The organism is Tepidimonas sediminis, assembly GCF_007556605.1.
GTDB lineage: Bacteria > Pseudomonadota > Gammaproteobacteria > Burkholderiales > Burkholderiaceae_C > Tepidimonas > Tepidimonas sediminis.
Map to the genome: position 1 here is coordinate 347,689 of NZ_VJND01000001.1, position 26,596 is coordinate 374,284.

Here is a 26,596-nt window from a genome sequence, read left to right on the forward strand (position 1 = left end):
ACTTCTGGGCAGGTCGTCGCCGTCAGCCGCCGCAGCCGCCCAGCGTCACCTTCGTTTCCTTCACCGCCGAGTACAGCTTGCCGTCGGCCTTGACCACCGCCAGCACATTGGTGCTCTGCCCCATCTTCAGCCGCGTCTGCACGTCAGCCTCCGTGCCCGCCGGAATCATGAACACCGCCGCCAGCGGCGTCGGGTTCTTCTCCACCAGCAGGTAGATCTCCGTCGTGTTGGGCAGCTTGCTGGCCGCCCCCACCGGCACCACCGCGCCGTTTTCCGCAATGTCGGGCGAGATGATCTGCACCTGGTCGTTCGTGGCCGGCTCGCCGCCAATGGCCTTGAGCGCCTCGGCCAGGCTCTTGCTCGCAAACGCCTCGCGCGGCAGCGCCAGCGCCTGCTCGGCCGTGATCAGCCCCAGCGACACCAGCGTCGCCACGGCTCCGCCGGCCTTCAGCACGGCGCGCCTGCGATTCGATCGTATGGACATGACTTGCTCCTTGAGACACGGCGGCCGCAGGCCGCCCGACTGGGTTGAACGCTTCTCGCGCATGATTATTCGCAAACGCGTCCTTCGGGGGGATGGGCATTTTCCCTAAACATTGGAATATTCTTGCTCTCTGATAGACAGGGGCTATGACCATCCCTTGCCTTGACCGCCCTGCAGCCGCGCACGGGCGGCGCCGTGCGGCAGCGGCTGGACGGGGATTCACTTCAGGATCGCCAGCGCCTCCTTGAAACGGGGTTCGCGCGCCGTGCGCAGCCACTCGAAGCCCACCATTTCCACGGTGACCAGCGTCACCCCCTCGGCGGCCAGCCGGTCGAGGGCTGCGTCACGGTCCCGCGCACGGCGCGAGCCGCAGGCGTCGGTCACCACCACCACCTCCAGATCCTCCTGCTCCAGCAGCATGAAGGCAGTCTGCAGCACGCAGACGTGCGCCTCGCAGCCGGCCAGCAGCACCGTCGTGCGCGTGGGGCTGGCGACCTTGCGCAGGTGCTTGGGCAGGCTGCGCGCATTGCCGCCCACGGGTCGCGCGGCCGCGCCGCCGTGCAGCAGCTCGAGCAGGGCGCTGTCGCTGCTGTCGAACGCCTGCTTCGGCAGCACCGCAATGCAGGCATCTCTCAGCTCGGGCGGCATGGTGCCCAGCTTGCGTGCATCCTGCTCGGTGCCCCAGACCGGCACCTCGAACAGCCGCGCCAGCGCCACCAGGCGCCGCGCACGCTCCAGCACCTCCTCACCCTGCTCGATGGCCGGCATCAGGCGCGCCTGATAGTCGACCAGCACCAGCTGGCAGTCGCTCGCATCCAACAGCATCGGGGGTCGTCCAGAATGTGGTGAAGGCAAACCGGTTGACGCAACCGGGCACGGGCGCGTATCGTAACCGCCATCATGCTCCGTCTGGCCAGCTTCCGCACCGACCATGTGGCGCGCGCCGCGCTGGCGGCGCTCGGGGCGCTTGCGTGGCTGCTGGCCGGCTGCGCCACGGGGGGAGCGGCGCAGGCGCCGGCCGCCAAGGCCGCCGCGGCGCCCCCGGTGCCGGCGGACGACCCGCTGGGCGAGTGGCTGCGGCGCCGTGATGCGCTCGTGCCGTCACCGGCGGGCGAAGCGGGCCCGACGAGACCGGCGCGACCGGACCTTCAGGCCGACGCGCTGGTGGTGGCGATGGCGTACGTCGGGGTGCCGTACCGTCGTGGCGGCAGCGATTACGAACAGGGGGTGGACTGCAGCGGCTTCGTGCAGATCGCCTATCGTGAGGGTGCCGGAGTGGTGCTGCCGCGCACCGCCGCAGAGCAGGCCGCCGCCACCCAGCCGATCGAGCCCGAGGATCTCAGACCTGGGGATCTCGTGTTTTTCAACACCCTGGGGCGCCCCTTCAGCCACGTCGGGCTCTACGTCGGACAGGGGCGCTTCGTCCACTCGCCACGCCCTGGGGCGCAGGTGCGCTTGGAGCGCCTGGACGGCAGCTACTGGCGCGCCCGCTTCGACGGCGCGCGCCGCGTCACGCCGGGCGCGGCGCTGCAGGCCCGCGCCGAGTGAGGCGTCGCGTCAGGCCGCAGAGGTGGCGGCCTTGCGCAGGATGTCGTACAGCTGATCCTTCAGCAGCAGCTTTTCCTTCTTCAGCGTCTCGATCTGCTCGTGCGTGCCGGGCTCGATGCCCTCCTCCATGCGCTTGATGCGCTCGTCCAGCTCGTTGTGCTTGTCGAACAGGCGCTGGAAGTGGTGATCGGTGGTCTTGAGCTTGCTGATCAGGTCGCGGTACTCGGGAAACATGGTGCGGTCGCCCTTTCGGTGCAGGATGGGATGAACGATCCAATCGTAACGGATCAGGCGGCCGCATCGATCGGCACGGCGGCTGCCGGCTTGACCTGCCGCAAATCGGACGACCGCCCCGCGGCCCCCAGTGGCTGCGGCAGCCGACACGACAGGCCGGCATCGGGCCAGACCCAGTGGCGGCCGGCGTGCCAGACGCGCTGCGCCGGCAGGCCGGCACGTGCGGCCAGCTGCTGCACGTGAGCCAGCGGCCAGCCCCCCACGAGCCAACGCCCCGTCGGATGCGTGCGCTGCCACCGCTGCAACCGCTCGCCGAGTCGATCCCACTCCACGCGCGCCTGCGGCGGCGGCACCGGCTCCGCGCCCCGCTCCATGTCCCAGCCGGGCGCCAACCAGATCAGATCCGCCGGCGATGGGTGCGCCACCGCGTCCAGCCAGCGCATCCCCGCCTCGCGCAGCGAAAGCGGCGTTCCGCCTGACCAGCCGGCCTCGCCCCGCCCGTCGGCCGCCGCCCCTGGCCACCATGCGGCATCGTCCTCGAGGTCGACGGCCGTCCCCTCGGGCAGCGGCGGCAGCTGCAGCAGGCTGCGCGGCGCGCCGATTACCACCAGGTAGGGATCGACCGGCTCGGCGAGGGCATGCCAGCTCGGCGCGTCACCGCCGTTGTGATCCAGCGCCTGCGGCCAGACCGCCCCGGTCACGGCGACACAGCCCTTGACCCGCCAGAGGTCGGTCGGCAGATCCTGCAGCCAGGCCTCCCACTGCGCGCGCGTCGCCCAGCCGCGCGGGCGCAGCGTGCGGCGGGCAACCTCGGGGGTGGCCGCGGGGCCGATCGATGCGGCCTCAGGGCCACCCTCACCGAGCAGAGCCGGCAGCGCCGCGGGCCAGCGCGGGTCGGCCACGCCGCCGGCCAGACTCCAGAACGAGACCGGCCGCGGGCGCAGCCGGTCAAGCGTCTGCGCCAGCTCGCTCGCCTGTCTGCCCGACAGCGTGTCGGCGGCCGAGATGAGCAGCCAGTCGGCGGCGGCCAACTGCGCCTGCGCCAGCGGCTCGGCCAGCCGCCGCTGCGCCGTCGGGCCGTGCACGAGGCCCAGCACGGCGATGCGGTGCAGGCCGTGCGCGCGCAGGGCCTGCAGCAACGGTTGCGGCGCGGCCAGGCCCGAGCCCTCGATCACCAGCGGCCGCCGGGGTTGGGCGGCCAGCTGCGCGATGGCGTCGGCCATCGCGCCGGCCAGCTCGCAGCAACCGCAGCCGCCGGCCACCGACAGCAGCGGCACGCCCGCCACGGCCAGCCGCTCGGCGTCGAAGTTGACCTCGCCGGCATCGTTGACGAGCAGCACGGGCTCGGCCTCGGTGACCAGCCAAGGCAGCAGCGCGTGCAGGATGAAGGTGGTCTTGCCCGCGCCGAGAAAGCCCGTGACGACGACCGCGTCGAGGCTGTCGGCGACCCTCATGCCAGCAGTGCCCGCGGCCCCACCCGCTCGAAGACACCGTAGTGGGTGTTGAGCACCATGGCCTGCGCCTGACCGCTGGTGGCGGTGGCGATGCGTTTGACGATGGCCCAGCGGGAGGTGTCGACCACCAGCACTTCATCGCCCTTGCGGTTGTTGAGGTAGACCTTGCGGCCGTCGGCCGTGAAGGCGGCGTGGCCCAGGTGCCCTCCCCCGCCGGCGTCGATCGTTGCCACGACGCGCAGCGACTGCAGGTCGAGCACCGGCACGCGGGTGTCGTTGTACTGCGTCACCAGCGCATGGCGTCCGTCGGGGGTCAGGTAGGCGTGCCCGGCTCCCTTGATGCCGAGCTCGAGATGGGCCAGCCGCTGCCGGGTGTTGACATCGAAGACGTCGAGCGAGCCGCCCTCCAGCGCGCTGCCTGCCCCGCGGTTGCAGACCAAGAACCGCTGCCGGTCGGGCGTGAAGTTGCCGTGGTGGCCCTCGATGCGCGCCGGGTTGGCCGTCTCGTGCGCGGACAGCGTCATCGTGACCTCCCCGGTGCGCTTCAGGCCCATCGGGTTGGCGGCATCGAAGATCGCCACCACCGGGCGCGACTGGGCGCTCTTGGGCTCGCCTGCCTCAAGCGTCACCCACAGCTGCCGGCCCAGCACGTCGAAATAATGAGGATTGCCCTCCACCGCGACGACGTGCTGCTGCAGCGTCTCCGCGTCGATCACCACCACCTCGTTGTCGGCGTAGTTGCCGATGGCGTAATGGCGTCCGTCGGCCAGCCAGGCGCCGTGCATGCTGAAGTCGCCGCCGTGCTGGGCGTTGCGCACCGCGATCTCGGCGGTGCGGACGCGGTCGGTGGCCACCTCGACGAAGGCGATGCGGATCTTGCCACCGTCCACGCCCGAGTGGTTCAGGGCCACGCGCCGGCCGTCGGGCGAGACGACCGGATGCTTGGGCCGGTTGCCGGTCTCCAGGGTGGCGGCGACGCGCAGGCTCTGGGTGTCGATCTTGACCAGCGTGCGCTGTCCTGCGGCGTTGTTGGCGACGTAGAGCCAGCGTCCGTCGGGCGTCAGGCTGCCCAGCGTACCGCCGGCCCCGCCGGTGGGGATGCGGGCAGCCACGGCATCGGTCTCCGAGTCGATGGCCACCACGGCGCCATCGCCGCGCAGCGCAAACACCATCCGGTGCACCGTCGCGCTGCCTGCGCCCAGCGTGGCGCAACCGGGCAGCGCCCACCATGGCAGCGTTGCGGACAGGCCGGCGGCGGCCAGCAGGCGGCGTCGATCGATCGTCATGGGGGTCTCCTCGGTCGTTGGGGTTGTCGTTGGGGTTGTCGTTGCGCTGCATGCGAGCGCAACGCTATCGTTACATACGAATGGAACCTTTCGACACCGGATTTACCCGGCCTCCCGCCAGCTGCGGAATCACTGAGTGGGCCCGATCCCTTTCCTTCTGGAACCGGGTGTTCACACCCGCACGCAGTCGGCGAAGTAGCGCTTGCGTCCGTCGAAGCCCTCCTCCACCACCAGTCCGTGGATGTCGGTCTCGAAGCCGGGACAGCGCTCGTTGAACTCGCGCGAGAACTTCAGGTACTCGACGATGCGGCGGTTGAACACCTCGCCCGGAATCAGCAGCGGGATGCCGGGCGGGTACGGCGTGATCAGCGCGGTGGTGATGCGCCCCTCCAGCTCGTCGATCGGCACGCGCTCGGTGTTGCGGCGCGCGATCTGCGCGTAGGCGTCGCTGGGCTTCATCGCCGGGGTGAGGTCGCTCAGGTAGATCTCGGTGCTCAGCCGCGCCACGTCGTACTGCGCGTACATCCCGTGCACGAACTGGCAAAGGTCGCGCAGACCCATGCGCTCGTAACGCGGCTGCTTGCGGCAGAACTCCGGCATCACGCGCCACATCGGCTGGTTCTTGTCGTAGTCGTCCTTGAACTGCTGCAGCGCGGTCAGCAGCGTGTTCCAGCGGCCCTTGGTGATGCCGATGGTGAACATGATGAAGAACGAGTACAGCCCGGTCTTTTCGACCACCACGCCGTGCTCGGCCAGGAACTTGGTGACGATGCTGGCCGGGATGCCGGTGGGGGCGAAGTCGCCCTTGAGGTTGAGGCCCGGCGTGATGATGGTGGCCTTGATCGGGTCCAGCATGTTGAAGCCCGGCGCCATGTCGCCGAACCCGTGCCAGGCGTCTTCGCCGTCGCTGGTCTGCACGCCGTCGGCGTCGGTGCGCTTGAGCACCCAGTCGCTGGCCTGGCCGATGCCCTCCTCGGCCAGCTCCTCGGGTCCCCAGACCTGGAACCACCACTCGTCCGGCCCGAATTCCGCATCCACCTTGCGCATCGCGCGGCGGAAGTCGAGCGACTCGACGATGCTTTCCTCCACCAGCGCGGTGCCGCCGGGCGGCTCCATCATCGCCGCCGCCACGTCGCAGCTGGCGATGATGCTGTACTGCGGGCTGGTGGAGGTGTGCATCAGGTAGGCTTCGTTGAAGAGGTGCCGGTCGAGCTTTTGCGTCTGCGAGTCCTGCACCAGCACCTGCGACGCCTGGCTGATGCCGGCCAGCAGCTTGTGGATCGACTGCGTCGAATACACCACCGAATGCCTGGGGCGTGCCCGCTTGCGCCCCATCGCGTGGTAGGTTCCGTAGAACGGATGGAACGCCGCATGCGGCAGCCACGCCTCGTCGAAGTGCAGGTTGTCGACGAAGCCATCCAGCATCTGCTTGATCGTCTCGGTGTTGTAGAGCACGCCGTCGTAGGTGGACTGCGTCAGCGTCAGGATCTTGGGCCGCACGCTGGCCGGATCCACCCCCTTGAGCAGCGGGTGTGCGGCGATCTTGGCGCGGATGTTGTCCGGCTCGAACTCGCTTTGCGGGATCGGCCCGATGATGCCGTAGTGGTTGCGCGTGGGCTTGAGGAAGACGGGGATCGCCCCCGTCATGATGATGGAATGCAGGATCGACTTGTGGCAGTTGCGGTCCACCACCACCACGTCGCCCGGGGCCACCGTGTGGTGCCAGACCATCTTGTTGCTGGTGCTGGTGCCATTGGTGACGAAGAAGCAGTGGTCGGCGTTGAAGATGCGCGCGGCGTTGCGCTCGCTCTCGCCGATGGCGCCGTTGTGGTCGAGCAGCTGACCCAGCTCCTCCACCGCGTTGCAGACGTCGGCGCGCAGCATGTTCTCGCCGAAGAACTGGTGGAACATCTGCCCCACCGGGGTCTTGAGGAACGCCACCCCGCCCGAGTGGCCCGGGCAGTGCCAGGAGTAGGAGCCGTCCTCGGCGTAGTCCAGCAACGCCCTGAAGAACGGCGGCTGGATGTATTCGAGGTAGGCCTTGGCCTCGCGGATGATGTGGCGCGCGACGAACTCCGGCGTGTCCTCGAACATGTGGATGAAGCCGTGCAGCTCGCGCAGGATGTCGTTGGGCAGGTGGCGGCTGGTGCGCGTCTCGCCGTAGACATAGATCGGCACCTCGGCGTTGCGCCGCCGCACCTCCTGCACAAAGGCGCGCAGGTTCTGCACCGCCGGGTCTTCCTCCGGGTTGCCGCTGACCTCCTCGTCATCGATCGACAGGATGAAGGCGCTGGCGCGGCTCTGCTGTTGGGCGAACTGGCTCAGGTCGCCGTAGCTGGTCACGCCGACGACCTCGAAACCCTCGTTCTGAATCGCCTGCGCCAGGGCGCGGATGCCCAGCCCCGACGTGTTGTCGGAACGGTAATCTTCGTCGATGATGACGATCGGGAAGCGGAATTTCATGGAGCGCGAGTGTAGGCCAAAGGGGTGAGCGATGGATGACGCCACGCTGTGGTGGGTGCTGGCCGGGCTGCTGGTGGCGGCCGAGCTGCTGTCCGGCACCTTTGTCCTGCTGATGCTGGCGCTGGCTGCCGCGGCGGGGGCCGTGGCCGTGCACGCGGGGCTGGCCCTCAGCGGCCAATTGCTGACCGCGGGGCTGTGCGCGCTGCTGACGGCGGGCGGCTGGGCGTGGGTGCGGCTGCGCCGCCGCCGCGCCAGTCCCGAAACCGACCCGGGCGTGGTGCTCGACGTCGGCCAGACCGTGCAGGTGCAGGGCTGGCTGCCCGACGGCACGGCCCACGTGCGCTACCGCGGCGCCGAGTGGCTGGCCGTCGCCGCCGCGCCGCACCTCCAGCGCCAGCCCGGCCCGCACCGCATCCGAGCGGTGCATGGCAACCGGCTCGTCATCGAACCCCTGGATCATCCCTGAACCCCTGCCCCGATCCGTCCTCCTCCGTCGACCGAAAGCCCCTCATGGAAATCGCCATCGTCCTCGTCATCGTCGCGCTCGTCTTCGTCGTCAAGTCGATCAAGGTCGTGCCGCAGCAGACCGCCTGGGTGGTCGAGCGGCTGGGCCGCTACGACCGCACCCTGGCCCCGGGCCTCAACTTCGTCCTGCCGTTCATCGAGAAGGTGGCCTACAAGCACAGCCTGAAGGAGATTCCGCTGGACGTGCCGGAGCAGATCTGCATCACCAAGGACAACACCCAGCTCAAGGTCGACGGCATCCTCTACTTTCAGGTCACCGACCCGATGCGCGCCAGCTACGGCTCCTCCAATTACGTGCTGGCGATCACGCAGCTGGCGCAGACGACGCTGAGGAGCGTCATCGGCCGGCTGGAGCTGGACAAGACCTTCGAGGAGCGCGAGATGATCAACGCCCAGGTCGTCAACGCCATCGACGAGGCGGCGCTGAACTGGGGCGTGAAGGTGCTGCGCTACGAGATCAAGGACCTGACGCCGCCGGCGGAGATCCTGCGCGCGATGCAGGCGCAGATCACCGCCGAGCGCGAAAAGCGCGCGCTGATCGCCGCCTCCGAGGGCAAGCGGCAGGAGCAGATCAACCTCGCGGAGGGCGAGCGCGCCGCCTTCATCGCCAAGAGCGAGGGCGAGAAGCAGGCCGCGATCAACCAGGCCCAGGGCGAGGCCGCCGCGATCCGCGAAGTGGCCGAGGCCACCGCGCAGGCCATCGAGCGCATCGCCGCCGCCATTCGCCAGCCCGGTGGCGAGCAGGCCGTCCAGCTGAAAGTGGCGGAAAAGGCCGTCGAGGCCTACGCGCGCGTGGCCCACGACGCCAAAACCACCCTCATCGTGCCGGGCAACATGACCGAAGTGGCCACGCTCATCGGCTCGGCGATGAAGCTGATCGAGGGCAGCCGCACCCCGTCGACCTGAGCGCCGGTGTACAATGCCATCCCTCGACGCGGAGAGATGGATGAGCGGTCGAAGTCGCACGCCTGGAAAGCGTGTAGGGGTCCAAAGCCCCTCGGGGGTTCGAATCCCCCTCTCTCCGCCACATCCGGTCTGATCCGCCACCGGGCGGCGCAGTGCCTGACGCATGGCCCGACCGGGCCTGCGTTCGCTGCGAGCCGGATCGGGCTTGGCGTTGCGCGGCGGGGAGGCTGTCCGCAGGCAAGCGCCCCGATCGACCGGTCAGACGGTTGACGCCCGTCGCCACCGTGCCAGCACCTCCATCGCCTCGGTCGGCTGCCCATCCTGCCAGTAGCCTTGGTAGCGGTCGCAGCCCATGGCCTGCAGCGCGTCGTGCTGGGCGGCGGTCTCCACGCCCTCGGCCACCACGCCGAGGTGCAGGTGGTGCGCCATCGCGACGATGGCGGCGCACAGACGCGCGTCCCCGTCCGGTCGTCCGAGGCCGCGCACGAAGCTGCGGTCGATCTTGATCACATCCACCGGCAACCGCTGCAGGTAGCCCAGGGACGAGTAGCCGATGCCGAAATCGTCGATGGCAATGATCACGCCCATCGCGCGCAGGCGCGCCAGTGCGGCGGCGACCTCGGCGCCGGAATCGACCAGCACGGACTCGGTTACTTCCAGCTCCAGCGCGTCGCCGCCCAGGCCGTGGCGCGCCAGCGCGGCCTGCACCGTCGCGACCAGGTCGCCCCGGCTGAACTGGCGCGCCGAGACGTTGACGGCGATGCGCGCGTCACGCCAGCCCGCCTGGCGCCAGGTGGCGACGATGCCCAGCGCCTGCTCCAGCACCCAGCGGCCGATCGGCTCGATCAGACCGCATGCCTCGGCCACCGGAATGAACTCGGCCGGCGAGACGGCACCGAGCTCCTCGTCGTGCCAGCGCAGCAGCGCCTCACCCCCACACGGGGCCGCATCACCGAAGCGGTGCTGCGGCTGCACCACCACCCTCAGCCGCTGCTCACCCGCCGCCCGGCGCAGGCGGGACTCGAGCCGCATGCGCCGCGCCGCCGCTTGCGTCAGCTCCTGCGTGAAGTAGGCGAAGGTGCCCCGCCCCAGCTCCTTGGCGCGGTAGAGGGCCGCGTCGGCCGCGCCCATCAACGTCTCGGCCTCGGTGCCGTGCTCCGGTGCCACCGCGATGCCGACACTGGTGCCGATCTGGATCTCGTGCCCCACGGGACTGACCCAGGGGCGGGCCAGCGTCTCGACGATGTCGCGCGCCAGTGCCGCGGCGTCGGCCGGATCGCGCAGCCGCCGCATGAGCACGACGAACTCGTCGCCTCCCAGGCGCGCCAGCGTGTCGCCCTCGCGCAGGCGGCTGCGCAGCCGCGCGCCGACGACGGCCAGCAACGCATCGCCCGTGGCGTGGCCGAGCGTGTCGTTGACGTCCTTGAAGCGGTCCAGGTCCAGCATCAGCAGCGCCAGCCGCTCGCCGTGGCGCTGGGCCTCGGCCAGTGCACCGCGCAGGCACTCGTTCCACAGCAGGCGGTTGGGCAGGCCGGTCAGGGGATCGTGGCGCGCCAGGTGCGCCATGCGGCGCTCGCTGCGGCGCAACAGCAGCTGCTGGCGGCGCTGATCCTGCCAGTCGAACAGGATGCCGCTGAAGTGGCGCGCCACGCCCTGGGCGTCGCGGATGGCCATGCCCCGCCCGCGGAACCAGCGCCAGCGGCCGTCGAAGCAGCGCAGGCGGTAGGCCTCGTCGAACGCCTCCGAGGTCGCCAGCGCGCGCTGCACCGCGGCCAGCGCGCGCTCGCGGTCGGCGGGGTGCAACCGGTCGCGGAACAGGAAGTCGCGATGGAAGTCGTCGCCCTCGTAGCGCAGCAGGCGCGCGAAGCTGGCCGAGTACTCGACGATGTCGGTCTGCAGGTTCCAGTCCCACGAGCCGGCTCGGCTGCCCTCCAGCGCCAGGCTCAGCTGCCGCTCGCTGCGGCGCAGGGCCTCGCGGCCGGCGTCGTCGAGGCCGATCTCGCGCGCCAGCACGAGCAGGCGTTCGTCCAGTTCGGGACGGGCGGCGGACGTTTCGCGCCACGGTCGATGGACGTTGAGCCGCACCCAGACGCTGGCGCCGTCCGGGCGCACGAAGCGCTTGTCCACCTGCAGCCAGCGCACCTCGCCGGCGATCAGCCGGCCGATGCGCTGGCGGTCGCCGGCATGGTCGTCCGGATGCGTCAGATCCTGAAACCGCAGGCGCAGCAGCTCGGGCACAGGGCGCCCGAAAAGGCCTTCGCAAGCGGCGTTGACCCACAGGAAACGCCCGTCGAGCGCCAGCACGTAGGCCGGCTGGTCACAGCCGGCCATCGCCTCCGCCCACGCGGCGACCGGACAGCCCGCCCCGGGAGGGATGCTGGAGGTTTCCTCCGCCGGCACAGCGGATGCGGGACGCCACGGCATGGCGCTATGCTAGCGGCGTCTTCGCGGTCATGTCCGCGGTGCGGGCGCGGCGGCAGGCGCCGGCCTAGGTCAAGGCCGTGTCGACGTCGCGCCGCTGCAACGCCAGGTACTCGCGCGACTGCATCTCGGTCAGGCGCGAGACGGTGCGCGGGAATTCGTGCGCGAGCGGCCCCTCGGTGTAGAGCTGCTCCGGCGGCTCGGCCGCCGAGACGATGAGCTTGACCCGCCGGTCGTACAGCACATCCACCAGCCACGTGAAGCGCCGCGCCGCCGAGGCCATGTTGGGCGGCATCACCGGCACGTTGCTGACGAGCACGGTGTGGAACTGACTGGCCAGCTCCAGGTAGTCGTTCTGGGAACGCGGTCCGCCACACAGCGTGCGGAAGTCGAACCACACGACCCCGCCTGCGCGGCGGATGGCGCGGATCTCGCGCCCCTCGATGCGCAGCACCGGATCCTCGTCGTGCGCCTCGGCGAGCTGCTCGAAGATCGCCTCCATCTCGCGCTCGGCGGCCTCGCCCAGTGGCGTGAGATAGGTGCGTACCTGCTCCAGCGCACGCCGGCGGTAGTCCACGCCGTGGTCGACGTTGACCACCTCCATCGTGCGCTTGAGCAGCTCGATGGCCGGCAGGATGCGGTCGCGATGCAGCCCGTCCGGATACAGCCCGTCGGGGTGGAAGTTGCTGGTCGTCACCATGCCGATGCCGTGCGCCTGCATCGCCTCCAGCAGGCGGTGCAGGATCATCGCGTCGGTGACGTCGGCGACGTGGAACTCGTCGAAGCAGATCAGGCGGTAGCGCTGCGCCATCTGGCGCGCGAGCGCCTTGAGCGGATCGACCGTGCCCTGCAGGTGCGCCAGCTCCCGGTGCACCTCGCGCATGAACTCATGGAAGTGCAGCCGCGTCTTGCGCCGCAGCGGCACGGCCTGATAGAAGCAATCCATCAGGAAGCTCTTGCCGCGCCCCACGCCGCCCCAAAGGTACACCCCGCGCGGAATCGGCAGGCGGTTGATGAGCTTCTTGAGGGCGTTGGAGCGGCGCTGCTTGAAGTGCGTCCACTGCGCGGCGCAGCGCTCCAGCGCCTCGACCCCGCGCAGTTGCGCGGGGTCGCTGGCATAGCCGTGCGCCGCCAAGGCCGCCTCGTAGGCCCGCCGCACCGGCCCCCACGTCGGATCCGGGGCGGGGGCGGAGACGGACGCGACCGCCTGCTCGGCTGTGCTCACCCGGCCTGCGGTCACGGCCTCAGAAGTTGAGCGTGCGCTTGTCCACCGCCAGCGCCGCCTCCTTGGTCGCCTCCGACAGCGAGGGGTGCGCATGGCAGATGCGCGCGATGTCCTCGGCGCTGGCCTTGAACTCCATGGCCACCACCGCCTCGGCGATCAACTCCGAGACCATCGGCCCGACCATGTGCACGCCCAGGATCTCGTCGGTGACGGCATCGGCCAGGATCTTGACCAGGCCGGTGGTGTCGCCCAGCGCGCGTGCGCGTCCGTTGGCCATGAACGGGAAGGTTCCGGCCTTGTAGGCACGCCCGGCGGCCTTGAGCTGCTGCTCGGTCTGGCCGACCCAGGCGATCTCGGGGCTGGTGTAGATCACCCACGGGATGGTGTTGAAGTCCACGTGCGGGTGCTGGCCGGCGATGCGCTCGGCCACCGCGACGCCCTCCTCCTCGGCCTTGTGCGCCAGCATCGGGCCGCGCACCACGTCGCCGACCGCCCACACGCCGGGCAGGTTGGTGCGGCACTGCTCGTCGACCACGATGGCGCCGCGCTCGTCGAGCTTCAAGCCCACCGCCTCGGCATTGAGCCCCTCGGTGTTGGGCACGCGGCCGATCGAGACGATCAGACGGTCGGCCTCCAGCGTCACCTCGGCTCCGTTGGCCTGGGTGTAGGCGATCGCCACGCCCTTCCTGGTCGCCTTGACCTCCCCGACCTTGACGCCGAGCTCGATCTTCAAGCCCTGCTTGTCGAACGCCTTCTTCGCCTCCTTGGCGATCTGTTCGTCGGCGGCGGCCAGGAACGTCGGCAGACCCTCCAGGATCGTCACCTCCGCGCCGAGGCGACGCCAGACCGACCCCATCTCCAGCCCGATGACGCCGGCGCCGATGATGGCGAGCCGCTTCGGCACCGCCTGCAGGCGCAGCGCGCCGTCGTTGGAGAGGATGCGCTCCTCGTCGAACGGCACGCCGGGCAGCGCGCGCGCGCGCGAACCGGTGGCCACGATGACGTGGCGCGCCTGCAGCGTGGCGGGCTGCGCCCCGCTGACGGCGATCTCGTAGCCGCCCTCCAGCGCGCGCGCGAACGAGCCGCGGCCGTGAAAGAAGGTCACCTTGTTCTTCTTGAACAGGTACAGGATGCCGTCGTTGTTCTGCCTCACGACGGCGTCCTTGCGCGCGATCATCTGCGGCACGTCGATGCGCACGGCGCCGGTGCTGATGCCGTGCTCGGCGAAGTGCAGCCGCGCGTGCTCGAAGTACTCCGAGGACTGCAGCAGCGCCTTGGACGGGATGCAGCCGACGTTGGTGCAGGTGCCGCCCGGGGCGGGGCCGCCGGCGGCATTCTTCCATTCGTCGATGCAGGCGACCTTGAAGCCGAGCTGTGCGGCGCGGATGGCGGCGATGTAGCCCCCCGGGCCGGCGCCGATGACGACGATGTCGAAGGTCTGGCTCATGATGTCGGGTGCTCCGGCCTCAGATGTTGAACAGCAGGCGCGCCGGATCCTCCAGCGCCTCCTTCATCGCCACCAGCCCCAGCACCGCCTCGCGCCCGTCGATGATGCGGTGGTCGTAGCTCAGCGCCAGGTAGTTGATCGGGCGGATGACGATCTGGCCGTTTTCCACCACCGGGCGTTCCTTGGTCGCGTGCACGCCGAGGATGGCCGACTGCGGCGGGTTGATGATGGGAGTGGACAGCATGGAGCCGAACACCCCGCCGTTGGAGATCGAGAACGTCCCGCCGGTCATCTCGTCGATGCCGAGCTTGCCCTCGGCGGCGCGCTTGCCGAAGTCGGCGATCTTCTTCTCGATCTCGGCAAAGCTCAGCTGGTCGGCGTTGCGCAGGATCGGCACCACCAGCCCGCGCGGCGAGCCCACCGCGATGCCGATGTCGAAATAGCCGTGGTAGACGATGTCGTTGCCGTCGACGCTGGCGTTGAGGATCGGGAATTTCTTCAGCGCGTGCACCGCGGCCTTGACGAAGAAGCTCATGAAGCCGAGCTTGACGCCGTGCTCCTTCTCGAAGCGTTCCTGGTACTTCTTGCGCAGCTCGATCACCGGCGCCATGTTGACCTCGTTGAACGTGGTCAGGATGGCGTTGGTGGCCTGCGACTGCAGCAGCCGCTCGGCGATGCGCGCGCGCAGGCGCGTCATCGGCACGCGTTGCTCGGGGCGATTGAGCAGCTCCGGCGGCAGGCCCACCGGGGCGCTCACCTGCGGCAGCGCCTTGGCAGGAACGCCGGTCGGGATCGGCGCCGCCGCGGCGGCGGGCTTCGGCGCAGCGACGGCCGCCAGCACGTCGCCCTTGGTGATGCGGCCGTCCTTGCCGGTACCGGTGACGCTGCCGGCCTCGAGCCCGTGATCGGCCATCAGCTTGGCCGCCGCCGGCATCGCCACGCCGGCCTTGGCCGCCGCAGCCGCAGCCGCAGCCGGCGCGGCCACGGGGGCCGCCGGGGGTGCCGCCGGAGCCGGTGCCGCGGCCGCCGCCGTGCCTGCCTTGGCTTCGGTGTCGACGCGAGCGATCACCTGCTCGGAGACGACGGTGCCGCCGTCGCCGACCAGGATCTCGGCCAGCACGCCCGCGGCCGGCGCCGGCACCTCCAGCACGACCTTGTCGGTCTCGATCTCGATCAGGATCTCGTCGGCGGCGACGGCCTCACCGACTTTCTTCTTCCATTGCAGCAGCGTGGCCTCGGCGACCGACTCGGACAGCTGCGGAACCTTCACTTCAACGATGGCCATGATGTTCTTTTCCCGGAAAGCGTATGCGTGACGGATGCGGGCCGCGCGCACGGGCGGCGCGCCACTGCCCGCGCCAGAGATCGGTTCACTTGGTGAGGATGAAGCCCTTCAGGCGGCCGAAGGCAGCCTCCACGAGCGTCTTCTGCTGCTCCTGGTGCAGGTGGGCGTAGCCCACCGCCGGCGAGGCCGACGCCGCACGCCCGGCGTAGCCCAGGCGCTGGCCGTCCAGCATGTTCTCGTGGATGTTGTGCTGCACGAAGAACCAGGGCCCCTGGTTCTGCGGCTCGTCCTGGCACCACACGACGTCGGTGGCGTTGGGGTAGCGCTTCATCTCCGCCGCGAACGCCTTGTGCGGGAACGGATAGAGCTGCTCGATGCGCACGATGGCCACGTCGTCGGCGCCCTTGTCCTCGCGCTTGCGCACCAGGTCGTAGTAGACCTTGCCCGAGCAGACGATGACGCGCTTGACGCGCTGGGCGTTCTTGACGATGTCGGCGTTCTGCTCCGGAATGACGGTCTGGAAGCCGCCGCGCGTGAATTCCGACAGCGGCGAAGTCGCGTCCTTGGCGCGCAGCAGCGACTTCGGCGTGAAGACGATCAACGGCTTGCGCAGCGGCCGGATCATCTGCCGGCGCAGCACGTGGAAGATCTGCGCCGCGGTGGTCGGCTGCACGATCTGCATGTTGGTGTCGGCCGCCAGCTGCATGAAGCGCTCGATGCGCGCCGAGCTGTGCTCCGGCCCCTGGCCCTCGTAGCCGTGCGGCAGGAACAGCGTGATGCCGTTGACGCGGCCCCACTTGACCTCGCCGGAGGCGATGAACTGGTCGATGACCACCTGCGCCCCGTTGGCGAAGTCGCCGAACTGCGCCTCCCAGATCACCAGCGTGTTGGGGTCGTTGGAGGCGTAGCCGTACTCGAAGCCCAGCACCGCCTCTTCCGACAGGATGGAGTCGATGACGGTGAACGGGGCCTGGTTTTCCGCGACGTTCTGCAGCGGGATGTAGGTGCCCTCGTCCCACTTCTCGCGGTTCTGGTCGTGGATGACGGCGTGGCGGTGCGTGAAGGTACCGCGGCCGCAGTCCTCACCCGACAGGCGCACGCCGTAGCCGCTGGCCACCAGCGAGGCGAACGCCATGTGCTCGCCCATGCCCCAGTCGACGTTGATCTCGCCGCGGCCCATGGCGGCGCGGTCGGCCAGCACCTTCTTGACCAGCTGGTGCGGCGTGATGTTGTCCGGCACGGTGGTGATGCGCTCGGCCAGCCGCTTCCACTCCGACAGCGGGATGGCGGTATCGGCCACGTCGGTCCACTTCTTGCCGAGGAACGGCGCCCAGTCGACCGCGTACTTGCTCTTGAAGTTGGTCAGCACCGGATCGACCGTGCGACGCCCCTCGTCGAGGATGGCGCGGTAGGCCTTGACCATCTCGTCGGGCCCTTCCGGCGGCAGCACGCCCTGCGTGACCAGCTTGTCGGCGTACAGCTTGCGCGTGCCGGGGTGCTGGGCGATCTTCTTGTACATCAGCGGCTGCGTCAGGCTGGGCGTGTCCTGCTCGTTGTGGCCCAGCTTGCGGAAGCACACGATGTCGATGACGACGTCCTTCTTGAAGGTCTGCCGGAACTCCACCGCCAGCTGCGTGGCCAGCACCACCGCCTCGGGGTCGTCGCCGTTGACGTGCAGCACCGGCGCCTCGATCATCTTGACGACGTCGGTGCAGTACAGCGTGGAGCGGCTGTCGCGCGGGTCGGAGGTGGTGAAGCCGATCTGGTTGTTGATGACGATGTGCACCGTGCCGCCGGTGTAGTAGCCGCGCGTCTGCGCCAGCGCCAGCGTCTCCATCACCACGCCCTGGCCGGCGAACGCCGCATCGCCATGCACCAGCACCGGCAGCACCTGGTCACCCTTGCGGTCGCCGCGGCGGTCCATGCGCGCGCGCGCCGAACCCTCCACCACCGGGTTGACGATCTCCAGGTGCGAGGGGTTGAACGCCAGGCTCAGGTGCACCGGCCCGCCGGGGGTGGAGACGTCGGAGCTGAAGCCCTGGTGGTACTTGACGTCACCGGCCGGCAGATCCTCCGGTGCGGTGTGCTCGAACTCGGCGAACAGGTCCTTGGGCATCTTGCCCAGGACGTTGACCAGCACGTTCAGGCGCCCGCGGTGCGCCATGCCGATGACGATCTCCTGCACACCCAGCGCACCGGCGCGCTGGATCAGCTCGTCCATCGAGGCGATGAAACTCTCGCCGCCCTCCAGCGAGAAGCGCTTCTGGCCGACGTACTTGGTGTGCAGGTAGCGCTCCAGCCCCTCGGCCTTGGTCAGGTTCTCGAGGATGTGGCGCTTCTGCTCGGGGCGGAAGGAAGGTTTGCTGCGGATGCTCTCGAGCTTTTCCTGCCACCAGCGCTTCTGCCTCTGGTCGCTGATGTACATGTACTCGGCGCCGATCGTGCCGCAATACGTCTCGCGCAGCGCGTTGAGCAGCTCGCGCAGCGACATCGTCTCCTTGCCGAAGTAGGTGTTGGAGACGTTGTGGACGGTCTCCAGGTCGGCGTCGGTGAAACCGTAGAACGAGGGTTCCAGCTCCGGGATATCCGGCCGTTCGGAGCGCTTGAGCGGATCGAGGTTGGCCCAGCGCACGCCCAGGTTGCGGTAGGCGGCGATCAGCTGCTGGGTGGCCACCCGCTTGCGCGCCACGTCGCTGTCGGCGCCTTGCGCCACCACCACCGGCTGCGGCCCCTGCTTGGCCAGCTGCGCAAACGCGTTGATCACCGGCATGTGCGGGATGTCCCGCGCGTCGCTGCCGTCCACCGCGGGCACATGCTGCAGCGCATCGAAGTAATCGCGCCACGAGTCCGGCACGCTGCTTGGGTCGGTGAGGTATTTCTCGTACAGCTCCTCGACGTAAGGCGCATTGCCACCGAAGAGGTACGAGTTGGCGCTGAAGGCCTGGTAGACGCTGGTCGTCTCGCTCATGGAATCGCTGACCTCCGTTTCCCTGCGGGAAACCTGCTGGTTGGAATCACCTTCCGCGACACGGCTGAACCGGATGGCGGACGCGACTGTGACACTGGAAGGGCCGGTGCAGGCCGCATTGTGCCACCAACCGACCCCGGATGGACGAGAATGTTGTAACGATTTCGAAACCGCGCGCCGCCCAGACCCGCGCGCGCCGCCGGCCGCTCAGGCCCCGCGGGGGGTGAGGCGCTGGCTCGGCGGCACGCCGCCCGGCTCGTCGAGCTCGATGGCGATCTGCGTGCAGACCGTGCGGCACAGCGCCACCGCCTGCTCGCTCTGCACGCGGTAGTACACCTGCGTGCCTTCCTTGCGCTTGGCCAGCACCCCGGCGCGGTACAGCAGGTTGAGGTGCTGCGACAGGTTGGGCTGCGTGGTGTCGATCTCCGCCAGCAGCTCCGACACCGACTTTTCCTTGTCGCACAGCGCATTGAGGATGCGCAGCCGCATCGGCGTGGACAGGATGCCGAACAGCTCGGCAGCCAGCTCGAACACCCGGTCCTTGTCGACGATGACGTCGGTATCGGTCAGTTGTTGCATATATCAGCATCCAGGAGCCAATGCGGACTGCATGATACCCACAAAGCCCCTGGATGCCAAAAGCGCCGGCGTCAGCGTGGCGACACCAGATCGCGGATCTGCTGCAGGGCGGTCGGATCGTCCAGCGTGGTCAGGTCGCCCGGGTCGCGCCCTTCGCACACCGCCTGGATCGCGCGGCGCAGCAGCTTGCCACTGCGCGTCTTGGGCAGCAGCTGCACGAAGCGCACGCGCGCCGGCCGCGCCACCGCGCCCAGCTGCTCGTCGACGACCTTCATGATCTCGGCCTCGAGCTGCTGCGCGTCGGCTTCGGTGGCCGCACGCGCCGGATCCTTCAGCACCGCGAACGCCATCGCCACCTGGCCCTTGAGCGCATCGGCCACGCCGACCACGGCCACCTCGGCCACGGCCGGATGGCTGGCGATGCTTTCCTCGATCTCGCGCGTGCCGAGCCGGTGGCCCGCCACGTTGATGACGTCGTCGGTGCGGCCGAGGATGTAGTAGTAGCCGTCGGCGTCGCGCACGCCCCAGTCGAAGGTGCTGTACATCTGGCGGCCGGGGATGCTGGACCAGTAGGTCTTGACGTAGCGCTCGTCGTCGCCCCAGACGGTCTGCAGGCAGCCCGGCGGCAGCGGATACTGCACGGCGATCACGCCCTTGCGGTCGGGTTCGTGGATCTCCTCGCCCGTGACCTCGTCGATCAGGCGCACGTCGTAGCCGTAGACCGCCTTGCCGGGCGAGCCGAACTTGGTCGGCGCCGGCTCGATGCCGTTGCAGATCGCCAGGATCGGCCAGCCGGTCTCGGTCTGCCAGTAGTTGTCGATGACCGGCTTGCCCAGCGCCTGCGCGATCCAGGTGGCGGTGGGCTCGTCCAGCGGCTCACCGGCCAGGAACAGCGCGCGCAGGCTACTCAGGTCGTACTTGGTCAGGTAGGCCGGATCCTGTTTCTTGAGCACGCGCGCGGCGGTGGGCGCCGTGAACATGATGCTGACGCGGTAGTCCTGCACCAGACGCCACCAGATGCCGGCGTCGGGCCGGATCGGCGTGCCCTCGTACATGATGGTGGCCATGCCGTTGATCAGCGGCCCGTAGATGATGTAGCTGTGGCCGACCACCCAGCCGATGTCGCTGGTGGAAAAATACGTCTCGCCCGGGTTGGCCATGTAGATGTGGCGCATCGAGGCCGCCAGCGCCACCGCGTAGCCGCCGGTGTCGCGCTGCACGCCCTTGGGCTTGCCGGTGGTGCCGCTGGTGTAGAGGATGTAGCTGGGGTGGGTGCTGTCCACCCACTCGCACGGCACCTGGGCATCCAGATGCCGCTCGCGCAGCGTGGCGTAGTCGACGTCACGCCCCTCCACCGGGTCCAGTGCCGCCAGCCCGCGGTTGACCATCAGCACGCGCTCGGGCTTGTGGCCCGAAAGGCGGATCGCCTCGTCCAGCAGGTGCTTGTACGGCACCACCTTGCCGCCGCGCATGCCGGCGTCGGCGCTGACGATCACCTTCGGCGCGGCGTCGTCGATGCGCGTGGCCAGGCTGTGGCTGGCGAAGCCACCGAACACCACCGAATGGATGGCGCCGATACGCACGCAGGCCAGCATCGCGAAGGCCGCCTCCGGTATCATCGGCATGTAGATCAGCACGCGGTCGCCCTTGCCGACGCCGAGCGAGCGCAGGATGGCGGCCATGCGTTGCACTTCGGTGTGCAGCTCGCGGTAGGTGTAGACGCGCTCGGTGTCGGTCTCGGTGGAGACGTAGATCAGGGCGTTCTGGTCGGCACGCGTGGCCAGGTGGCGGTCCACCGCGTTGTGGCACAGGTTGGTCAGCCCGCCCTCGAACCAACGCACGAACGGCGGCCGGTCGGTGTTGCAGACGCGGTCGAACGGGCGGTGCCAGTCGATCAGGCGGGCCTGTTCGGCCCAGAAGGCGTCGCGCTCCTCGATCGAGCGGCGGTGGAAGGCGGCGTAGTCAGTGGCCATGGCGCTGCGACTCCTCGGGTTGTCGTCCAACGGGGAAGGAAAACCCGCTGATTATGGAACGTCGCCTTGCGCGACCCTGACGCAGCCCCGCCGCACCCAGCCGGCCATCCCAAAAGAAAGAAACCGCCTGCCAAGGCGTGAGCTTGGCAGGCGGTGCGTTGATCTGGTGGGTGATGCAGGGTTCGAACCTACGACCCCTGCCGTGTGAAGGCAGTGCTCTACCGCTGAGCTAATCACCCGGTCGTGACGTCGTCGTCAACAGGCGTCAGTATAACCGATTTCCGCCCCCACTCGGCGCCAGACGGTGCGGCCCTTGCTCTCCTGGTCGAGGGCAGCCAGCAGCGCCTCGTGCGCCGCCAGCTCGTCGGGATCCGGTGCCAGCACCGGCAACCGCAGGTGCGAGAAATCCTGCCGCGCCACTTCGCCGGCACCCGCTGGGCCGCCGCCCAGGTCGATGACCAGCGACTCCTGCCCGCGCGTCATGTGGATGTAGACGTCGGCCAGCAGCTCGGCGTCCAGCAGCGCGCCGTGCAGCTGCCGGCCCGAGTTGTCCACGCCGAGCCGGTCGCACAGGGCATCCAGGCCGTTGCGCTTGCCGGGCCACATCTCCTTGGCCAACACCAGCGTGTCGATGACGCCGGCCACCAGCGCCCGCGTCGGCCCCAGCCCGACGCGGCTGAACTCGGCGTCGAGAAACCCGAGGTCGAACGGCGCGTTGTGGATGATCAGCTCGGCGCCGGCGAGATAGTCCGCGAGCTCGGCGGCAATGTCGGCGAAGCGCGGCTTGTCGGCGAGGAACTCCAGCGTGATGCCGTGCACGCGCAGCGCATCCTCGTGGATCTCGCGCTCGGGGTTGAGGTAGTAGTGCCGGTTGTGGCCGGTGAGCTGGCGGTTGACCAGCTCCACGCAGCCGATCTCGATGATGCGGTCGCCGTCCTGTGGGGACAGGCCGGTGGTCTCGGTGTCGAGCACGATCTGGCGCATGCGCCCTGCTCCCCTGCGCGCGGCGCCTCAGTGGCGCTCGCGCGCGTGGTTGATGGTGTAGCGCGGGATCTCGATCGTGACGTCCTGCGTGCCCAGACGCGCCTGACAGCTCAGGCGCGAGGTTGGACTCAGGCCCCAGGCCTTGTCGAGCAGGTCCTCCTCTTCCTCCGACGGCTCGCCCAGCGACGCGTAGCCCTGCCGCACGATCACATGGCAGGTCGTGCAGGCGCAGCTCATCTCGCAGGCGTGCTCGATCTCGATGTCGTGGTCGAGCAGCGCCTCGCAGATCGTGGTGCCGGTGGGGGCGTGGATGGTGGCGCCCTGCGGGCAGATCTCGGGATGGGGCAGGACGGTGATGGCAGGCATTCAGATCGACTCCACGTGACGCCCGGCCAGCGCCTGGGCAATGCTGCGGTTCATGCGGCGGGCGGCAAACGCCTCGGTGCCCTGCGCCAGGGCCTTGACCGCGGCGTCGATGACGGCAGGGTCTTCGCCCTGCCGCGCAGCCTGCAGCGCCTGCATCAGCGCCTCGATCGCGGCGCGCTCGGCCTCATCGAGCAGGTCGCCGTCCGTCTGCAGCGCACTGCGCGTGGCCGCCAGCAGCCGCTCGGCCTCCACGCGCGCCTCGGTGAGCGCGCGTGCGCGCATGTCCGCCTCGGCGGTGGCGAAACTCTCCTGCAGCATGCGCGCGACCTGCTCGTCGCTCAGGCCGTAGGACGGCTTGACCTCGACGTGCGCCTCCACGCCGGTGGAGAGTTCGCGCGCGCTCACCGTCAGCAGCCCGTCGGCATCGAGGGTGAACGTGACGCGGATGCGCGCCGCGCCGGCGGCCATCGGCGGGATGCCGCGCAGCGTGAAGCGCGCCAGACTGCGGCAGTCACGCGCCAGCTCACGCTCGCCCTGCACGACGTGGATCGCCAGCGCCGTCTGGCCGTCCTGGAAGGTGGTGAAGTCCTGCGCGCGCGCGGTGGGGATCGGCGTGTTGCGCGGCACGATGCGCTCCACCAGCCCGCCCATGGTCTCGATGCCGAGCGACAGCGGGATCACGTCCAGCAGCAGCAGCTCGCCGTCGGGGTCGTTGCCGGCCAGCTGGTTGGCCTGGATCGCCGCACCGAGCGCCACCACCTCGTCCGGGTTCAGGTTGGTCAGCGGCTCGCGTCCGAACAGCGCGGCCACTGCCCGGCGCACCAGCGGCATGCGCGTGGATCCCCCCACCATCACCACGCCCTGGACGTCGTCGGGGCGCACGCGGGCATCGCGCAGCACGCGCCGCACCGCCTCCAACGTGCGCTCGGTCAGGTGCGCGGTGGCCTCGTGCAGATCCTGCAGCGTCACCGGCAGCACCGAGCGCGCGGCGCCGCCCGCGTCCACCGCCAGCTCCATCGGAACGGCGGTGCCTTCTGCCGCACCGGACAGCGCCTCCTTCACCCGCCGTGCTTCGGCCAGCATACGCGCGCGCACGCGTGGATCGAGCCGCTCCAGCGGCTCGGTGCGGCCTGCGCGCTGCAGCGCCCACGCGGCCAGTGCGCGGTCGTAGTCGTCACCGCCGAGCGCCGAGTCGCCCCCGGTGGCCACGACCTCGAACACCCCCTTGGTCAACCGCAGCAGCGACACATCGAAGGTGCCGCCACCGAGGTCGTAGACGAGGTAGAGCCCCTCCGAACCGTTGTCCAGCCCGTAGGCGATGGCCGCCGCGGTGGGCTCGTTGAGCAGGCGCAGGACATGGAGACCCGCCAGGCGCGCCGCATCCTTGGTGGCCTGGCGCTGCGCGTCATCGAAGTAGGCCGGCACGGTGATGACCGCGCCGTAGAGCTCGGCGCCGAAGGTGGCCTCGGCACGCTGCCGCAGAGCGGCCAGGATCTCGGCGCTGACCTCCACCGGGGTCTTGTCGCCGGCGACGGTACGCACCGCCACGCCACCCGGCCCTTCGACCACGGTGTAGGGCAGCCGGCCGGCGACGCCGTCGCGCTGGATGTCGGCCAGCGCGCGGCCCATCAGGCGCTTGACCGAGCTGATCGTGTTGGCCGGGTCGTCGACCTGCGCGGCCAGCGCCTCGTGGCCGATCTGACGCGACGGCGAGCCGCCCGGCGGCAGATAGCGCACGACGCTGGGCAGGATCACCCTGCCCTGTTCGTCCGGCAGGCACTCGGCCACGCCATGGCGCACCGCCGCCACCAGCGAATGGGTGGTGCCGAGGTCGATGCCCACCGCGATGCGCCGCTGGTGCGGGTCCGGCGCCATGCCGGGTTCGGAAATCTGCAGCAGTGCCATCAGGATGCCTTGGAATGGGCGGCCTCGTCGAGCCGCGCGTGCAGGGAGTCCAGCAGGCGCTGGATGAACATGAGCGCGCGCACCTGGGCAGCGGCGGAGGCGGCGTCGCCCTCGACGTCGATCGCGGCCTGCAGCGCGGCCAGGCGCGCGGCCCGCTCGTGCTCGATCTCGGCCTGCAGCGCGCGCAGCGCCGTCTCGTCGGCCGCTTCCTCCAGCGCCTCGCGCCACTGCATCTGCTGCAGCAGGAAGTCGGCCGGCATCGCGGTGTTGCTGTCGGCCTGCACCGGCACGCCGTGCAGCTCGCACCAGTACGCGGCGCGGCGCAGCGGATCGCGCAGGCGCTGCCAGGCCTCGTTGATGCGCACCGACCACTGCATGGCCACGCGCTGCGCGGCCGCGCCCGCGGCGGCGTGCCGGTCGGGATGCGAGAGCCGCTGCAGCGCCTTGCGCCGCTCGTCCAGCTCGGCCACGTCCAGCGCGAAGCGCCGCGGCAGGCCGAACAGCGTGAAGTCGTCCGCCTGCAGCGCCGCCGTGCCGTCAGACACGGAAGGATTCGCCACAGCCACAGCGATCACGCTCGTTGGGGTTGCGGAACTTGAAGCCCTCGTTGAGGCCTTCGCGCACGAAGTCGAGCTCGGTGCCGTCCAAGTACGGCAGGCTCTTGGGATCGACCAGCACCTTGACGCCGTGCGCCTCGAAGACGATGTCCTCGGGTGCGGCTTCGTCGGCGTACTCGAGCTTGTAAGCCAGGCCCGAGCAGCCGGTGGTCTTGACGCCCAGCCGCACGCCGATGCCCCGGCCCCGGCGGGCCAGGTATTTCTGCACGTGCCGCGCGGCGGCTTCGGTGAGGGTCACGGCCATGATGTCCTGCTTCACTCCTGCGTGGCCACGGCGTGCTTGCGGCGGTAATCCTCCACCGCCGCCTTGATCGCGTCCTCGGCCAGAATCGAGCAGTGTATCTTGACCGGCGGCAGCGCCAGCTCCTCGGCGATCTGGCTGTTCTTGATCTGCACCGCCTCGTCCAGCGTCTTGCCCTTGACCCACTCGGTCACCAGCGAGCTGGAGGCGATCGCCGAGCCGCAGCCGTAGGTCTTGAAGCGCGCGTCTTCGATGACGCCGGTGGCCGGGTTGACCTTGATCTGCAGCTTCATGACGTCGCCGCAGGCCGGTGCCCCCACCATGCCGGTGCCGACGTTGTCGTCGTTCTTGTCGAAGCTGCCGACGTTGCGCGGGTTCTCGTAGTGATCGATGACCTTGTCGCTGTAAGCCATGGTCATGCTCCTTTCGTGTCGTGGCAGGCAGGCGCGTCAGTGCGCCACCCACTGGATCGAGTCGAGGTCGACGCCTTCCTGGTACAGCTCCCACAGCGGCGAGAGCTCGCGCAGCTTGGCGACGTTGGCCTTGATGGCCTCGATGGCGTAGTCCACGTCGGCCTCGGTGGTCCAGCGGCCGATCGTGATGCGCAGGCTGCTGTGGGCCAGCTCGTCGCTGCGGCCCAGCGCCCGCAGCACGTAGCTCGGCTCCAGGCTCGCCGAGGTGCAGGCCGAGCCGCTGGAGACGGCCACGCCCTTGATGCCCATGATCAGCGATTCGCCCTCGACGTAGTTGAAGCTCATGTTGAGGTTGTGCGGCACGCGCCGGGTCGGGTGGCCGTTGATGTAGGACTGCTCGATCTGCGTCAGCCCCGCCACCAGCCGCTCGTGCAGGCGGCGAATGCGCGGCAGTTCGGTGGGCATCTCGGCCTTGGCGATGGCGAACGCCTCGCCCATGCCGACGCACTGATGCGTGGCCAGCGTGCCCGAACGCAGGCCGCGCTCGTGCCCGCCGCCGTGCATCTGCGCCTCCAGCCGCACGCGCGGCTTGCGCCGCACGTACAGCGCCCCGATCCCCTTCGGCCCGTAGGTCTTGTGCGAGGCCAGGCTCATCAGGTCGATGGGCAGCTCGCGCAGGTCGATCTCGACCTTGCCGGTGGCCTGCGCGGCGTCGCAGTGAAAGATCACCCCCTTCTCACGGCAGATGGCGCCAATGGCGGCCACGTCCTGGATGACGCCGATCTCGTTGTTGACCAGCATCACGCTGGCCAGGATGGTGTCGGGGCGCAGCGCGGCGCGAAACGCCTCCAGGTCGACCAGGCCGTCGGGCTGCACGTCGAGGTAGGTCACCTCGAAGCCCTCACGCTCCAGATGCCGGCAGGTGTCCAGCACCGCCTTGTGCTCGGTCTTGACGGTGACGATGTGGCGGCCACGGTCCTTGTAGAAGTGCGCCGCGCCCTTCAGTGCCAGGTTGTTGGATTCGGTGGCGCCGCTGGTCCAGATGATTTCACGCGGGTCGGCGCCGACCAGGTCGGCGACCTGCTCGCGCGCGTGCTCGACGGCCTTCTCGGCCTCCCAGCCCCAGGCATGGCTGCGCGAGGCGGGGTTGCCGAAGTGGTCGTGCAGCCAGGGGATCATCTTCTCCACCACGCGCGGATCGACCGGCGTGGTGGCGCTGTAATCCATGTACAGGGGGTAGTGCGGGGTGCTGCTCATCGCGGCGCGCTCCTG

General features: G+C 69.6%; 23 protein-coding genes and 2 tRNA genes. 4 read left to right on the forward strand and 21 right to left on the reverse strand.

Features of this window, described 5'->3' with window-relative positions; genetic code table 11:
* Positions 1 to 22 precede the first annotated feature (22 nt).
* Together soxY and Tsedi_RS01625 are read right to left on the reverse strand one after the other, a co-directional pair.
* Positions 23 to 484: a thiosulfate oxidation carrier protein SoxY gene (soxY, locus tag Tsedi_RS12260; RefSeq protein ID WP_221934180.1), complete on the reverse strand. Its 462-nt coding sequence runs from the start codon at positions 482 to 484 to the stop codon at positions 23 to 25.
* Between the two features lie 219 nt (positions 485 to 703).
* Positions 704 to 1,309: an isochorismatase family protein gene (locus tag Tsedi_RS01625; RefSeq protein WP_143892896.1), complete on the reverse strand. Its 606-nt coding sequence runs from the start codon at positions 1,307 to 1,309 to the stop codon at positions 704 to 706.
* A 75-nt stretch (positions 1,310 to 1,384) separates the two neighbouring features.
* On the opposite strand from Tsedi_RS01625, the gene Tsedi_RS01630 reads away from it, so the two are divergent.
* The gene (locus tag Tsedi_RS01630; protein WP_143892898.1) at positions 1,385 to 2,032 is read left to right on the forward strand and encodes a C40 family peptidase; all 648 of its coding nucleotides are present in this window, start codon (positions 1,385 to 1,387) and stop codon (positions 2,030 to 2,032) included.
* 9 nt (positions 2,033 to 2,041) lie between these two features.
* On the opposite strand, the gene Tsedi_RS01635 is transcribed toward Tsedi_RS01630, so the two are convergent.
* The 4 genes from Tsedi_RS01635 to Tsedi_RS01650 all read right to left on the reverse strand — a co-directional run bounded on the left by Tsedi_RS01635 (position 2,042) and on the right by Tsedi_RS01650 (position 7,469).
* Positions 2,042 to 2,266 (reverse strand): HP1242/YdcH family protein, encoded by a 225-nt coding sequence (locus Tsedi_RS01635; protein WP_143892900.1) that lies wholly within the window; start codon positions 2,264 to 2,266, stop codon positions 2,042 to 2,044.
* Positions 2,267 to 2,319: 53 nt separating this feature from the next.
* Positions 2,320 to 3,720, reverse strand: coding sequence for a GTP-binding protein (locus tag Tsedi_RS01640; protein WP_143892902.1), 1,401 nt, complete (start codon positions 3,718 to 3,720; stop codon positions 2,320 to 2,322).
* On the reverse strand, positions 3,717 to 5,006 hold the full coding sequence (locus tag Tsedi_RS01645) for a YncE family protein (RefSeq protein WP_143892904.1): 1,290 nt from the start codon (positions 5,004 to 5,006) through the stop codon (positions 3,717 to 3,719). Before Tsedi_RS01645 ends, Tsedi_RS01640 begins: the two co-directional genes overlap by 4 nt.
* Before the next feature lie 171 nt (positions 5,007 to 5,177).
* Positions 5,178 to 7,469 carry an arginine/lysine/ornithine decarboxylase gene (locus Tsedi_RS01650; RefSeq protein ID WP_143892906.1) on the reverse strand — a complete coding sequence of 764 codons (2,292 nt, stop codon included), beginning with the start codon at positions 7,467 to 7,469 and terminating at the stop codon, positions 5,178 to 5,180.
* A 31-nt stretch (positions 7,470 to 7,500) separates the two neighbouring features.
* On the opposite strand from Tsedi_RS01650, the gene Tsedi_RS01655 reads away from it, so the two are divergent.
* From Tsedi_RS01655 to Tsedi_RS01665, 3 genes are all read left to right on the forward strand, one after another.
* Positions 7,501 to 7,935, forward strand: a complete 435-nt coding sequence (locus tag Tsedi_RS01655; protein WP_143892908.1) for an NfeD family protein — start codon at positions 7,501 to 7,503, stop codon at positions 7,933 to 7,935.
* A gap of 44 nt (positions 7,936 to 7,979) precedes the next feature.
* Positions 7,980 to 8,900 carry an SPFH domain-containing protein gene (locus Tsedi_RS01660; RefSeq protein ID WP_143892910.1) on the forward strand — a complete coding sequence of 307 codons (921 nt, stop codon included), beginning with the start codon at positions 7,980 to 7,982 and terminating at the stop codon, positions 8,898 to 8,900.
* Positions 8,901 to 8,930: 30 nt separating this feature from the next.
* A tRNA-Ser gene (locus Tsedi_RS01665) sits at positions 8,931 to 9,021 on the forward strand.
* Between the two features lie 137 nt (positions 9,022 to 9,158).
* Here the strand turns inward: Tsedi_RS01665 and Tsedi_RS01670 are convergent.
* The 15 genes from Tsedi_RS01670 to Tsedi_RS01740 form a co-directional block, all read right to left on the reverse strand.
* Positions 9,159 to 11,231 carry a putative bifunctional diguanylate cyclase/phosphodiesterase gene (locus tag Tsedi_RS01670; RefSeq protein ID WP_185970541.1) on the reverse strand — a complete coding sequence of 691 codons (2,073 nt, stop codon included), beginning with the start codon at positions 11,229 to 11,231 and terminating at the stop codon, positions 9,159 to 9,161.
* A gap of 157 nt (positions 11,232 to 11,388) precedes the next feature.
* The gene (gene zapE, locus Tsedi_RS01675; RefSeq protein ID WP_246099137.1) at positions 11,389 to 12,480 is read right to left on the reverse strand and encodes a cell division protein ZapE; all 1,092 of its coding nucleotides are present in this window, start codon (positions 12,478 to 12,480) and stop codon (positions 11,389 to 11,391) included.
* Positions 12,481 to 12,565: 85 nt separating this feature from the next.
* Entirely contained in the window at positions 12,566 to 13,993 is a 1,428-nt protein-coding gene (lpdA, locus tag Tsedi_RS01680; protein ID WP_143892916.1) for a dihydrolipoyl dehydrogenase, read from the reverse strand.
* 19 nt (positions 13,994 to 14,012) lie between these two features.
* Entirely contained in the window at positions 14,013 to 15,278 is a 1,266-nt protein-coding gene (gene odhB / locus Tsedi_RS01685) for a 2-oxoglutarate dehydrogenase complex dihydrolipoyllysine-residue succinyltransferase (RefSeq protein ID WP_143892918.1), read from the reverse strand.
* Between the two features lie 85 nt (positions 15,279 to 15,363).
* A complete protein-coding gene (locus tag Tsedi_RS01690; protein WP_143892920.1) occupies positions 15,364 to 18,246 on the reverse strand; it encodes a 2-oxoglutarate dehydrogenase E1 component in 2,883 nt (960 codons plus the stop codon).
* Between the two features lie 207 nt (positions 18,247 to 18,453).
* Positions 18,454 to 18,825, reverse strand: a complete 372-nt coding sequence (locus tag Tsedi_RS01695; RefSeq protein WP_143892922.1) for an ArsR/SmtB family transcription factor — start codon at positions 18,823 to 18,825, stop codon at positions 18,454 to 18,456.
* Between the two features lie 71 nt (positions 18,826 to 18,896).
* Positions 18,897 to 20,798: a propionate--CoA ligase gene (locus tag Tsedi_RS01700; RefSeq protein WP_143892924.1), complete on the reverse strand. Its 1,902-nt coding sequence runs from the start codon at positions 20,796 to 20,798 to the stop codon at positions 18,897 to 18,899.
* Positions 20,799 to 20,962: 164 nt separating this feature from the next.
* Positions 20,963 to 21,037: transfer RNA gene (locus Tsedi_RS01705), tRNA-Val, on the reverse strand.
* Between the two features lie 16 nt (positions 21,038 to 21,053).
* Complete coding sequence (gene dnaQ, locus Tsedi_RS01710; RefSeq protein WP_143892926.1) at positions 21,054 to 21,782, reverse strand: DNA polymerase III subunit epsilon; 729 nt, start codon at positions 21,780 to 21,782, stop codon at positions 21,054 to 21,056.
* 27 nt (positions 21,783 to 21,809) lie between these two features.
* Positions 21,810 to 22,148: an ISC system 2Fe-2S type ferredoxin gene (fdx, locus tag Tsedi_RS01715; RefSeq protein ID WP_143892928.1), complete on the reverse strand. Its 339-nt coding sequence runs from the start codon at positions 22,146 to 22,148 to the stop codon at positions 21,810 to 21,812.
* Positions 22,149 to 24,053, reverse strand: a complete 1,905-nt coding sequence (gene hscA, locus Tsedi_RS01720; protein WP_143892930.1) for a Fe-S protein assembly chaperone HscA — start codon at positions 24,051 to 24,053, stop codon at positions 22,149 to 22,151.
* Positions 24,053 to 24,598 carry a Fe-S protein assembly co-chaperone HscB gene (gene hscB / locus Tsedi_RS01725; protein ID WP_246099138.1) on the reverse strand — a complete coding sequence of 182 codons (546 nt, stop codon included), beginning with the start codon at positions 24,596 to 24,598 and terminating at the stop codon, positions 24,053 to 24,055. Before hscB ends, hscA begins: the two co-directional genes overlap by 1 nt.
* Positions 24,591 to 24,914 carry an iron-sulfur cluster assembly protein IscA gene (gene iscA / locus Tsedi_RS01730; RefSeq protein WP_143892932.1) on the reverse strand — a complete coding sequence of 108 codons (324 nt, stop codon included), beginning with the start codon at positions 24,912 to 24,914 and terminating at the stop codon, positions 24,591 to 24,593. The genes hscB and iscA overlap by 8 nt, the downstream gene beginning before the upstream one ends.
* Positions 24,915 to 24,925: 11 nt before the next feature.
* Positions 24,926 to 25,324: a Fe-S cluster assembly scaffold IscU gene (iscU, locus tag Tsedi_RS01735; protein ID WP_143892934.1), complete on the reverse strand. Its 399-nt coding sequence runs from the start codon at positions 25,322 to 25,324 to the stop codon at positions 24,926 to 24,928.
* A gap of 36 nt (positions 25,325 to 25,360) precedes the next feature.
* Positions 25,361 to 26,581: an IscS subfamily cysteine desulfurase gene (locus Tsedi_RS01740; protein WP_143892936.1), complete on the reverse strand. Its 1,221-nt coding sequence runs from the start codon at positions 26,579 to 26,581 to the stop codon at positions 25,361 to 25,363.
* Between the last annotated feature and the right edge of the window lie 15 nt (positions 26,582 to 26,596).